At 39.2% G+C, this 12,168-nt stretch carries 10 protein-coding genes; 5 read left to right on the top strand and 5 right to left on the bottom strand.

The window, feature by feature from the left end; translation table 11 throughout:
* Positions 1-274: 274 nt before the first annotated feature.
* The 5 genes from M0651_RS24195 (at position 275) to M0651_RS13975 (ending at position 5,042) form a co-directional block, all read left to right on the top strand.
* Positions 275-1,009, top strand: coding sequence for a helix-turn-helix domain-containing protein (locus tag M0651_RS24195; protein ID WP_248552357.1), 735 nt, complete (start codon positions 275-277; stop codon positions 1,007-1,009).
* A gap of 59 nt (positions 1,010-1,068) precedes the next feature.
* On the top strand, positions 1,069-1,935 hold the full coding sequence (locus M0651_RS13960; protein ID WP_248552358.1) for a hypothetical protein: 867 nt from the start codon (positions 1,069-1,071) through the stop codon (positions 1,933-1,935).
* 570 nt (positions 1,936-2,505) lie between these two features.
* Positions 2,506-2,820 carry a hypothetical protein gene (locus tag M0651_RS13965; protein WP_248552359.1) on the top strand — a complete coding sequence of 105 codons (315 nt, stop codon included), beginning with the start codon at positions 2,506-2,508 and terminating at the stop codon, positions 2,818-2,820.
* A gap of 722 nt (positions 2,821-3,542) precedes the next feature.
* Complete coding sequence (locus M0651_RS13970) at positions 3,543-4,475, top strand: ParA family protein (RefSeq protein ID WP_248552360.1); 933 nt, start codon at positions 3,543-3,545, stop codon at positions 4,473-4,475.
* A 3-nt stretch (positions 4,476-4,478) separates the two neighbouring features.
* Positions 4,479-5,042, top strand: coding sequence for a hypothetical protein (locus tag M0651_RS13975; protein ID WP_248552361.1), 564 nt, complete (start codon positions 4,479-4,481; stop codon positions 5,040-5,042).
* A 331-nt stretch (positions 5,043-5,373) separates the two neighbouring features.
* Here the strand turns inward: M0651_RS13975 and M0651_RS13980 are convergent, their stop codons facing one another.
* Genes M0651_RS13980 through M0651_RS14000 form a run of 5 tightly spaced genes read right to left on the bottom strand, consistent with a single transcriptional unit; the run spans position 5,374 to position 11,665 of the window.
* Positions 5,374-5,787, bottom strand: coding sequence for a very short patch repair endonuclease (locus M0651_RS13980; RefSeq protein ID WP_248552362.1), 414 nt, complete (start codon positions 5,785-5,787; stop codon positions 5,374-5,376).
* A 6-nt stretch (positions 5,788-5,793) separates the two neighbouring features.
* Positions 5,794-9,060 carry a type ISP restriction/modification enzyme gene (locus M0651_RS13985; protein WP_248552363.1) on the bottom strand — a complete coding sequence of 1,089 codons (3,267 nt, stop codon included), beginning with the start codon at positions 9,058-9,060 and terminating at the stop codon, positions 5,794-5,796.
* Positions 9,038-10,114 carry a DNA cytosine methyltransferase gene (locus M0651_RS13990; protein WP_248552364.1) on the bottom strand — a complete coding sequence of 359 codons (1,077 nt, stop codon included), beginning with the start codon at positions 10,112-10,114 and terminating at the stop codon, positions 9,038-9,040. Before M0651_RS13990 ends, M0651_RS13985 begins: the two co-directional genes overlap by 23 nt.
* The gene (locus M0651_RS13995) at positions 10,095-11,420 is read right to left on the bottom strand and encodes a DNA cytosine methyltransferase (protein ID WP_248552365.1); all 1,326 of its coding nucleotides are present in this window, start codon (positions 11,418-11,420) and stop codon (positions 10,095-10,097) included. Before M0651_RS13995 ends, M0651_RS13990 begins: the two co-directional genes overlap by 20 nt.
* Before the next feature lie 56 nt (positions 11,421-11,476).
* Positions 11,477-11,665, bottom strand: coding sequence for a helix-turn-helix domain-containing protein (locus tag M0651_RS14000; protein ID WP_248552366.1), 189 nt, complete (start codon positions 11,663-11,665; stop codon positions 11,477-11,479).
* Positions 11,666-12,168 lie beyond the last annotated feature (503 nt).

A 12,168-nucleotide genomic window follows, 5' to 3' on the forward strand; every position in this document is an offset into this window, starting at 1 on the left:
CTTTTGGTTTAAACGATAAGCTTTGCTACTGAAGTACGGTGGTAGGCTCCTTTTTGTGTTACATGGCATCGTTGCCGAAAGCGAAACAGTTCTTTCTTGTCCATGCGGTGGCGAATTGTTCGATATCCTATCAGTTCGACGGCTTTCCAGCCACTATTGGTACTGAGTTCTGCTACTCTTGACTCTGGAAATCTAAGAAAATGTCATCTTGACTAAATTGTATTACTTCGATACGATCTTTGTATCGAAGTAATACAATTTAGGGGGTAATATTGTGACGGAACATTTAGCCTTGTTCAAGGAGACACATTGTTTCAATAAAGCACATGTTCAATTAGCTTTTAAGAATTACATGGAGCTAAATGTACTTGATCCTGAAGAACATTATCCAGAGCCCTGCAGAAGCACAATGATTGACTTGTGTAAGAGATTCCAATTTGCACTTGATAATTGTAGTTTGCCACAATTAACTGATGATTGGTGGTTTTATGATTATGAGAGGACAAATGATGGAATAGACCTTAAACTTTATTTCTGTGAAGAGTTTGAAATAGGTGAGAATGGTATAGAATCCATGACTTTCACAGAGGAATTTACTCTTTTAAGCGTGAAATGTGATTATGTTAATGTGGAACAGTTTGCTGCAATTAATAATGTGACGGAAATAACGGTTCGCCAGTGGATTCGCCGTGGAAAATTACGGACAGCCAAAAAAGTGGGTAGAGATTGGCTTATTCCATCAATTGCAGTAAAACCAGCAAGGGGATTTAGTCCTGCATCTTATTTCTGGGATCGGCTTCCAACAACATTATCGGATTCTTATCCGTTTCTTATTGGGTATAATTGTATATATATCTTTCAGAATGAACAAGTAAAACAACATTTTGATTGTATCTTAGGCTATCCGGGTCAAAATGATCGAATGAAAATTACCATAACAACCACGGAACGTGAAAAGTTAGAGTTAGCACTTATTAGTAGTAGCGTTGTTCGAGTGGAAGAGTATTAATATGATCGAAAGCTTATAATGGAGTATAATAGACTGCGAATAGTTCTGGGAGGAATGTTATGGATAAATCAGTGTTCGACCGGTTTAAATACTTTATGGAGCGTGAAACACCTGTTTTCAGATCCTATGTAATGAAGAAGGCAAACGGCGAAATACTGGACATCGAAACTCTTCCTCCAGATGATTTGCAAGAGATGTTTATAGATGAAGTAATAACTGATGGAGTGATTGCGGATCTCTTTGATGTGGAGCAGAAAGTAGTAACAAAGAAGAGGTATAAGCATGGGATTAAGTTCGGACAAACTCTATCTCGTAAATCAATTGAATTAATTGAAAATATATCAAAATTAATCGAGACTAAAGATGTATCTGAAGATATCGAACTTGTACTGATTCCAATAAAAATAATTATTCATCCGGACGATGATCTTATATTCGCACCTTATCATGCGTTTGAAAATGATGGAAGGCAGTATCCCTTTTACGATTATGAAGGTTTGGAAGAAGTTGATACTGAAACTTTTTGTGTAAGGATTAGTCGGGTGAAACGAGAGATCGAAAGCATGTTGGAGGAGATTATTGAATTTCTATGTGAATGTGAGTGGGAAGATGAAGTATATTTTGAACGAGAGAATGATAGCAAAGTAGACGTATCAGCAATCCTCTTCGCTGATGAGGATTCTACTGCTGCTAAAATTAACTTAGCTGTATCACTTCATATTTCCGGTCTGCATAAATCTGGAGATCTAATTTTTGATACGGAGTACGATTTGGGTACAGGTAGCCTTAGTTTTCAGACGGAAGGGTCTGATTTTGAACTAGATGTTGACGATATTCAGGATTTATTCTTGGAATGTTGGAGCAGCGTTAACCATTACGTTCAAATTCAGAATGAAATTGAATTGGAATTGGAAGATGAGATTTAGGTTAAACTACCTCTCTAAACATCCGCAATAAAAAGCCACGGATTGTGGATTTGCCAGGCCATGGTTCGGAAAATTGAGCACTTTTCCGAATAAAACCATCTTTTATGCAGGACAGGAGTTCGTTACGACTACTAACTCTACATTGCGTCGGTACAGTAAATTTTGTCTTGATGGCGCTATTGACGGTACTTTTATTTTTAAGGGAGCACAGCTCCTAAGGGGCATACAGAACCGTTATTGACTAAATAAAGACAATACTTATTCTTAGGTATGCGAGGGCGAAATGGAAAATCGTAATTGATGAGGTGTTTGAGTGTAGCACAGGCTACTTTGATTAAGAGAAAATGTGATTGAGATATTTTCTAATGATAAACCAAATCCCACTGTACTTACTGTTAATAGTATAAGGGGTAGCAAGTCAAATCGAAAGTACCGTTAGGTTGGGTTAGCAAACACAATTTACGGTACTTTTTTTGTGTGTTCAAGTGGGGCTTTTTGCAGGAATATGATGGAAGGGGTCGAAATGAATACATACTACAGAACCAAAAATTAGATTCCGGAGGTGTTTTTATGGCATACACAGTTACTTTACCTGATAACTTTTTTAGTACTGAGGAACTGGAGAAGCTTTACAAATTATTTGACTCAGCAGATCCAATTAGTTTTGAACAGTCCCTTAATAAATTATGTCAAGCAGCACTGACGGAATATAAAGAGATGTTATTAGGTAAAGGACTGCCGACAAGAGCTGACGAAATTAAGCAACACAGATTACTTCACCTGATTACATACTTCTTTCAAAATTCTTTACCTAATGAGGCAGAAGTTAGCTCAATGTTCCAATTAACTGAGACAGAAGCAAGAGCACTGATAAGAAATGTATGAACAAGGTTCAGATATCAACTAGATGAACATATTCTAAATACACTGAGGGATATTCTTCAACAGGCTACCCTAAACATAGCACAAAACGAATACCATGTAATAATTCAGTCCAACAATGTCTTAGAGGAGCTGAACCGAATAGTCGATCAATATGGGCCACACCTTGATCCTATATCCCATGTTCGAGGAAGTGCAAAGAAATTCAAAATTATGCCGGATACTTATAACCTGTTACAGGTGAGATTGCTTCCTACCGGGCAAGTAGCAGTCGCAAATCAAAATAATGCATGAACATAGAGCAAGTATTGGATAAGGCATTTGATGCGATAAGTTTACTCTTAGCATTTTCATCTATTTTATTTGGAATCAGATATCCTGAGGCTAAAAACGCATTAGATATGATTCTTGATCCACATAAACCATCTGAACTTAAAACAAAAAGAAAGGACATAAGGAGTACTCTTTGGTTTAAATGGATGCCAGTTGTTGTTTTATCTTTCATACCTGCTTATTCAATGTCACCAGTTGCAATAGAGATCATCAAGCAGTCGGATATAAATCTACTCCACTTCGATACAGTAAGAACTGCGTTTTTTCTAACATGGATTGTGTCATTAGTATTTTTCTTGTCGTCCATAGTTCTAGCTATACAAATTGGCGTAAAGGGATATGGGGTAAAATAAACCCATATGTCCCATGCTTAGAATAGAGGGATAAACTAAATGGCTATTAAAGTTAGTATTATAAATTTCAAAGGTGGGGTTGGAAAAACAACTGTTGCTTTACATTTAGCAGCAGGAATATCCCATTATCACAAGAAAAAGGTTCTTGTTGTTGATGTTGACCACCAAAGTAGTTTTTCAGTTGTGTGTTTGAAAACTGAATGGGCAAAAATTGTTGATAATGGTAAGGTAGTGAATAAAATTTTTGAGCATTTTACAAAGCCTAATTATCCAATCCCTGGAAGAGAAATTATTTGTGAGGGACCATTGTATGGGTATCCTAATTTAGATATTGTTTCCGCTAGCTTGGAACTTGATGATATAGAACTTGATTTAGCGTTTACAACAAGTGGTGACCCAGTGTCATCTCAGTTTTTAAAACGGACATTGATATGTTCTTGGATTGATGAAAACGACCTAGATGAGGTCTACGACTACATTATTTTTGATTGTCCACCAGCAACAAAACTTGTTACTCAAAATGCAATTGCTGCCTCAAATTATTACATTGTACCAGTTATTCCTGATGCTGTTTCAAGCCGGGGGCTCCCACACCTTGTTAACTTACTACATAATAAAGTTGATAAAGAGATTTCAAGTTTGGCAGCTTTTTTAGCAACTAAGAAGATGGAGATACCCAAAAGTTATGTTCCAGAGACAAAATTCGGTGGGATAATAATTTCAAAGATTAAGACTGCAGGCAATTCGTACAGTGGATATCAAAATGATCACACACGACATTTGAAACAAATAATGAATGATTGGAACGATCATATTATTAAGCCATACATTGACGAAGGAGCAGGGGTGACAGAGGCTATGTCTTTGGGGTTTCCTGTATATAGTTTACCTGATAATAAAAATGTTCAAAATAAAGGTTATATAGGGGATTTCAGACGATTGGTAGAAAATACATTAGGGAGGTTAATTTAATTTATGATAGACGATCCCTCTTTTAGTGACCATGATTTGTTGTCAGAGGGGAAGGCGGGTAAAAGTCGAAAGAACTCTTCGGAAACTAAGTCAAGAAGATCACAAGGACCTAAGGTTAAGGACCTAATTCTCCTTTTGCAAGATTGTATTGATATTGTAAGTAACCCGCTTTTTGGTGGGAAAACCGACAAAACCCTATACTTAGAAAAAGTGAAAAATGCTTTATTGAAGCAGAAGAATTTATCATTAAATGATTTTATTTACAAGCTAGAGCAGTTGCCTTCAATTAAGGAAACCCGGGAGACCTCAACTGTAAATGATTTAACTCTTGAAGAAATTCAGAAACTATCTCCTAATGATATTCGTGCTCTGTGTGAAAACTATGCAGAAGTTAGCAAAGCGACGCTTGACCGAATAGGGCACGAAAGATTTGGAATATCAATGTCGCAATTGAAATCAGGTAGCAAAGAAAAGTCTATACGCTTAATACTCTCATCCTTAGAAAATCTTGATATTTTAAACTCGATTGCAGAAAAGGCTAAATCATCATCAACTGATTACAACTAAACACTAAAGTTATCTGGTAGTTGGTTTGTAATAGGTTTTATGATGTGTTGCTTCCAAACAACCTAATTATCACGCAGCGGCGAATTGTGGATTTACCAAGCCGCACTTCGTCTCTATAGAAGAGCGCAAAAGCGACCTTAATTGGTCGCTTTTTGCTGGTTAGTACTACAAGTGGAGAAAGGAGACCCGCTTGAAAAAGCCGAGCATTTGGATTCATATAAATTATTATATACCAGACAACATTTGAAGGTGTCTCTTTTATTATTGTGTTCCAAAAGACATATGCGTATATATTATTTTTTTGAAAATAATATGTGTAGATTACGCTGTTTTACTGATTAAGCATATCCTGAAGGCGAACTATTGTTTCAAGCTGGTTTTTCCTTTTTAGTTCACATTCCCATATCCGCATGACAGTCCAGCCGCGTGACTCAAATCTTTCTGTGATTTTTTTATCATGCAAAATGTTACGTTCACGCTTCTTATCCCAATAATCAGCATTTTCTTTTGGACGTATATTTCGACAATTGTGACCGTGCCAAAAGCAGCCGTCCACAAATAGAGCCATCCGTTTTTCAAAGAATACAAAATCAGGATGTCCTTTCACAGAATAGTTTCGCCGCCATCCTGTAATGTTATATTCATTAAATAGGCTAATCAAAAGTAACTCTGTTGATTTGTTGCCTTTCGACTTCACCTTTTGCATCAATGAAGAGCGCGTCTCCTTGTCATACACATCAGCCATAGTTGATCACTCCTCTTGAGCTCCACCTGCAGAAGGTACTATAAGTGGAAATTGACCTTCAATGACATCATGCATGACAACGTCTATTTCCCCAACCAAAGAAACATATTCTAACAACTTATTAATTAAGTTAAGCAAATCAATAACATCGTCGCGTGAAAAGACAGAATGAGTGAAGTCGTATGAGTTGAACTTCATCCAGACATTTTTAATGATATCATAACCTGCGATATTGATGCGTTGCACATCAAGAGGACATGGAATCTCTAATTTAATTGTTCCATCAGAAAGAAAGAGAGTCTCGTGCTCTTCGTCAAAAGGCTGATCGATAAGCTTTAACTTGAAACCTTCTGGAATCATCGCTTGGATAGCTGCAACATCAAAGCCCATACGGTTTGCGGGGATGTAGTCACGCTTTTCAAGCTCGGCCACCCTTCGTCCAAGCAAACTTAAGCGACGGAATATATCCGCATCATTTACAATCGGTATGCGCGGCCGCATATCAGCACGATTTACGGTAAACAAGGCGCCTTCGAATTCGTCTAGATATACCTGTGAACAAAGAACAGCAAACGTATAGAACACCACTTCTGTTGCGACAACATCAGTTGGGACTTCTAATAATTGAGATAAGGTTGCGCTTAGATCAGCATGAATATTGTTGCCGATAACTTTATTCTGAGTGCCTTTCACAGGATACTGATTAAGGTAAATGTAAGAGTTGCCTCTCCGGCATAAATCATTATCAGGATAATACCAACAAAAAGAAGCAAACTGCTTAAGCATATCTTTTTGATCTTTAGGGGAATGTGAAAGCGCAAATCCGATAGTTCCCTTAGCATTGTATGCCGCGCTGATTTCGGGGCGTCTTCGTGTTCCACCGCCTCCAACTCGACTAAATCGGTGTAATAGGTCCTGCCAGAGAAATGCTTTCATGGGCAAAAATGGCCTGAATGCATAATCGACAATGTTTGTATCAAGTAGAGTGTCAACGGCTCGCACGTTTCCGTAAGAAGCTAATTGTTCGGCAAAGAAATTTGTCTCGACAGCTTTTGGTGGTTTGTCTTGTTTTGCCAGCCATTCATCCGCAGCGGATTCCCTCAATTGCATTATTTCCTTGCTGCGCCGCTTAAGCATAGGCGCTTTCATGTGAGTGAAGATACTCGTTGGAGCCAATTTAATACCAGAACAGTATTGCTGAAAAATCGCGATCTCATCTGCCTCGCTACTTACAGGCCAATATGATGAATAAAGCTCTTGGTTGAAAGGCATCGATGGACATAGACCGTAGTTAGACTCGTCCATGTCATGTTCCGTAAACATCTCGATTATATTTTCAGCACGCTGATCAAGTAGTTCTGTTTTTTCTGCTTTTGCACTACGGGAGAGATCGAAGTACATATATTGACTTATTCCAACGGTTTCTCCATAACGGCGTGTTGCAAAAATTATAGCTCGTCCTTGTTGGGTATTAAACAAGCTGTCGGATCGAATACCGGCTCTTGCATCGGCATCTACCGATACGACCCACACATTTGAAAAGTGTTCTACAATGTACTTTCTTGCAAACTTGTATGAATCGGCTTCGAGAAAACTGGATGGCACGATCATCGCCAACACGGAATGATTCTGAGACGCTTCTAGTTTTTTGCAAGCCCAACGCAAGAATTGCAAGTAAGGATTGTTAATTTGTTTTTGAGTATTCTGGCGACTACGACGGTTTTGAGCAGGTGGTCTAAAATCATCCATGAGATCTAGGATTACCGAAAAATCATCACCTGCGTTGATCTTCGATGAATCTGAGGATGGAGGATTCCCAATAACAAGAGTTATAGGTCTTGAAGCAATTTCATAAGCCCTAGTTAATTCATAGCCCTCAACCGTTTGGGCATTTGCAGGAATGCCAAAAAGAGAGTTGCTTAAGGTGTTTGCTAATAATAATTCATTTTGGGAACGGGCTTCATTAAACTCATTATTAAGCATCGCCATTCGATAATTCGCAAGCATATATGGAGCGGGTAATATTTCTATGCCACATAACAAGTACGCCCCGCTTTGCACATCGTTTCTTCTTATACTTTCGAGAAATGATCCCGTTCCGCAACATGGATCAATAATTGTGTTCCCGTCTGAAAAAATACTGTTTCCATCAAATGTGCGTCTTGCGATAACTTCAGTTAACCTAACTATAAAGTCAGCTAATTCGATGGGAGTATAAAAAGCGCCATAATCGAAACGAGAACGAGCATCAAATTTAGATAAAAAGAGTTCAAACAGTTTATGATAATCGGGACGCCGGCGCTGTTGCTCGGTCATGTGAACGAACGATAAAAAACTTATGCACTCGTCAGTCCATGTAAGGATAAAACTACTTTCGTTACCAGGACTATTTATATATTGAATAATAGTAAGAAACGGACGAAGGGCTTGTCCTTTAACAATTTCTCGCGACAGATACTCCCTAATTTTTCTTTCTTTTTCAACCGCTGAATCAGCATCAGTACATTCAACTCGATGTGCAAATAAAATCGTAAACATAATAACTTGCGCTGCAAAATCTGCGAACACACTGTCTTCACGCATATTCCGATCGTTATGGTTATATACCAATTGTTTCAATCCATCCAATAAAATGATTGCACTTCTCTCATCTTCGTCCATTGCTTCGTCTAACGGGATAGCAGAAAAGCGAAGTATTTCATCAGACAAATTACGCGTTCTGAGCGCAACTTGCTCTACCAATGTCCCTTCGTCGTAATATTGAGGTGACGGTTCGGAAAAGAACCTACGCATCATGTGCTCAAAATGCGGATTTGGAGTAAGCCGAGACCAATCGGAACGATTCATTAGTGTCTTATCAATCAATGAAACGACTTGTGGTCTCATACCGTCAGTAAATAAGTAAACAAAGTCAATGCCATCAGTTATAATAAGCTTGTGTCCCAAGGAAAGATAACGATTGAATTGCTCTTCATACGGAGTAATATCAAAAGCATTCTGGCTCAAGCCTTTGGCTTCAATATAACCGTATACGCCCAAAGTATTCCTGTCATGCATACGCCAATCGGGTCTACCCATACGAGCCTGGTTCCTTGGTTCGAGTACGACCACGATATTAGGATTTCCATTTAGCTCGGTGGCCAGCTCTCTAAACATAGTATCCAAGGGTGGTCTGAAAGAAAGTTCTGCAGTGTGTTGATTACCTGCCTGAGCGTCTCGGTAATCCTGATGAAGGCTTGTCAGATATTTTCTAATGATTGCCTGATAGGACAAAGTCTCTCACTTCTTTCCTCAGGTAATATTCGATTATGCTCTCACCAATAATTTTTGCTAGTTTCGGAGGGACAGCGTTTCCTATCTGCCGAGCAATTTCAACTTTTGAACCAGAAAACATAAAGTCAATTGGGAAAGTTTGTAACAACGCTCCTTCGCAAAGCGATATGCTCCTCAATTGTTCAGGGTGGCCAAACATTCCGCGCGTGAAACTATCAAAACGTGCTGTAATAGTAGGAGCCACGTCATCCCACGACATTCTACCATATACATTCCGATGGCCAATGATTGCACTATCAATCCGATGACAATCTGCTAGTAACTCAGAGGGAAGGTGGTCGCGTCCCTGGCCTTGCTGAAGCGCCATAAGGCGCTTAATATTTTTGTCAGAGAGTCGATCTCTCCTATGAAGAGGATACTCTGGATGCGAGGTTCCATCCTCCGGAGGCTCTGGTAGGAAACCTATTGTTTCCCGTACTGTACGGCGTTCGCCTGTAAGTTCTGGGAAAGTGTATTCCGAGCCTATATCTCTTCTTTCTCCGACCAAAATAATGCGCTTCCTGCGCTGCGGAACACCGTAGTCTTCTGCATTTACAAGTTGCTTGTGTACAACATAACCAATAGCCTCCATATTACTTATCAATTCGGAAAGGATCGTTTTACCTCGTTTGCCTTGTATGCCTGATACATTCTCCATTACAAAGAACATCGGTCGAACCTCGTCGATGAGGCTTCCGTATTGAAGAACAAGGTCATTTCTGCTATCAACATCTTCACCGATACGTTGTACTGAAAACCCTTGACATGGCGGCCCTCCAGCAAGTAGGAATAGCTCCCCTTGTTTTAAACCAATTTCATTTAGTAATCGTCCACCAAGCATATTTCTTATGTCTTCACACAAAGCGGGGTGCGAAAAGTATTTTTTATTGTTGTTGATCGTCTCAATACATTTTGGCTCAATGTCAAAACTAAGCAAAACTTCAAATCCAGCCTCCTGAAGACCTAACGATAAGCCTCCCGCGCCTGAAAAACTATCAACGCAAGTTAACCGCATTTTTAAGCCTCCTTGTACTTTTAATTCCTGCGATAACACTCGAGTATGAATTACTCACGGGCAAATCTACAGTTTGGATACTCGCACTTAATTGAGCTTCTGTTGGTTCACAGGAAAGAAGTTCAATTAATACGCTTGACGCAATACCACATGACAACAGGGGTGGTACGGCTTCTCCAATTTGACGGTAAATGTCATCAAATTTTCCTTCAAACACAAATCCATCTGGGAAACTCTGTAATCGGGCCGCTTCTCTTGCAGTAAGTCCTCTATCTTGTACAGGATGCGTGAAACGTCCACTCGCAGGATTTCGGGCGTAATGAGTTATTGTAATAGAAGGTTTGTCCCAACTAAGTCTTCCGTAAACATCTGAAAATCCTTTCACCTTTGTTAAACACTCGGGGCCAATTCCTTCAGGTAATTTACCACCGTCATGAGGGACTTGCCTAATTACTTCGAGAGTACTTGCCTTGTGAGCCACCGCTTTATGCATCCAATCATCAGGTGAAGCCTCGCCTGCGGCAACTGGACTTAAGGAACCAATAGCATCGCGTACGGTTCTATATGATTCGGGAGAGTAGACACCCTCGGGTAACAGGAATTCCTTTTTCATACCAATAATAATCGAGCGAAAGCGTTCCTGTGGCACACCGAATTCGGCGGCATTGTAAATGTGTTGCTTTACTGTATAGCCTGCGTCAAAAAAGGCTGTTCTAGCTTTACTAAAATATTTCCAGTACTTATTAGATAAGAATTCAGGGACATTCTCCATTATGAAGACTGCGGGATTAACTTCTGCAACAATACGAGAAAATGCTATCACTAGGTTGTTTCTCTCATCGTCTTCTTCATCCCACCGTGTTTTCCTATGAGAGGAAAATCCTTGACAAGGAGCACAGCCAATCAGTATTGTTGGAAGTTTTGGGTCAAAATTGATGCTCTCCAGAAAACTCTTAATGCTCTCGCTACTTTGGGATATTTTTAGAATATCTTTATTCAACAATGGAGTCCCATAGTTTTTACTATATGTAGTCGCAGATATAGTATTAATATCACATCCTCCAAGGAAGCGAAAAACTGGGAAGATGCGGTTTATTGCGGCAAAGCCGAGAGAGGTTCCTCCTGCACCACTAAAAAAGTCAAGTACTTGAATAGGGTTGGTAGATGACTCTCCAATACTCATAGGCTCAAACGTAAATAGTGCATCTTCGGATGCGGTGAATAACTCTGTCTTATAATCTCTATAGTCATTTGTACCAAAAGGGTTCAAAATCGCATTTTTAAGTAACACTTGTAATGTTTGCATACCTGCACCTCTAAGCAAAAATTATTTATCATTAGTAGCAAGCAATATTTGGACTATTAATTTTTAGCGCTCTTGCCGCTCTTTACCCATTCGTCTATCTCAGATAGTTTGAACTTCCACAGTTTGCCGATTTTACAAGCGGGAATGTCCTGCTTCTTTATCCAGTTACGAACAGTATCCTTATTGACTCCAAGATACTCTGCCACTTCTTCGAGACTGGACCATCTTTCGTTTTTAATTTCCATACTATTACTCCTTCCGACAAAGTATCGGGTCTCGATCTATTATACATGATATAGTACGGGATATTTAGTTTTAACTTAAAAAAGTGGATTTTAGACGAATTTGGTATGAACTAATAAGAATTTATATAAGCAGTGTTCCAAAGTAGTTATGTCATATAAATAATCATGTCCCCAGAAAACCGCAGATGAGGCATTTCATCCTAAATTGATTAGCCTGGGTAAACCGCCTTGGATTTGCATTGATTTTGGGGTCAAATCAATTTTCCTAGACTTAAAGATCTCAAAAAAACTGATACCCACTACTTCCTGCTTCAAGTCTACCAAACAAGTGTTCGTTAGGAAAGGGGGGCACAAATTAGTTTGGTTTAGTACATAGGTTGAGTCAATGTTAACTGTATCGTTACGAATTAAGAGAGAAGATTAAGCAGTGGTGGGCAGGAACAGCCCAAAAGCCACTTCATACGTCAAAGTAAGAGATTTCGCTTTCTTTAGGGGCCAGTATT

The sequence above is a fragment of the Paenibacillus mellifer genome (genome assembly GCF_023195895.1).
In the GTDB taxonomy this organism is placed as follows: domain Bacteria; phylum Bacillota; class Bacilli; order Paenibacillales; family Paenibacillaceae; genus Fontibacillus; species Fontibacillus mellifer.

What these genes read in the sequence shown, in the direction of transcription:
- M0651_RS13980 (WP_248552362.1), bottom strand. Translation starts at nt 5,787, where the DNA reads ATGGCTGATGTGTATGACAAGGAGACGCGCTCTTCATTGATGCAAAAG.
- M0651_RS14000 (WP_248552366.1), bottom strand. Translation starts at nt 11,665, where the DNA reads ATGGAAATTAAAAACGAAAGATGGTCCAGTCTCGAAGAAGTGGCAGAG.
- M0651_RS13960 (WP_248552358.1), top strand. Translation starts at nt 1,069, where the DNA reads ATGGATAAATCAGTGTTCGACCGGTTTAAATACTTTATGGAGCGTGAA.
- M0651_RS13990 (WP_248552364.1), bottom strand. Translation starts at nt 10,114, where the DNA reads ATGCGGTTAACTTGCGTTGATAGTTTTTCAGGCGCGGGAGGCTTATCG.
- M0651_RS13995 (WP_248552365.1), bottom strand. Translation starts at nt 11,420, where the DNA reads ATGCAAACATTACAAGTGTTACTTAAAAATGCGATTTTGAACCCTTTT.
- M0651_RS13975 (WP_248552361.1), top strand. Translation starts at nt 4,479, where the DNA reads ATGATAGACGATCCCTCTTTTAGTGACCATGATTTGTTGTCAGAGGGG.
- M0651_RS13970 (WP_248552360.1), top strand. Translation starts at nt 3,543, where the DNA reads ATGGCTATTAAAGTTAGTATTATAAATTTCAAAGGTGGGGTTGGAAAA.
- M0651_RS13965 (WP_248552359.1), top strand. Translation starts at nt 2,506, where the DNA reads ATGGCATACACAGTTACTTTACCTGATAACTTTTTTAGTACTGAGGAA.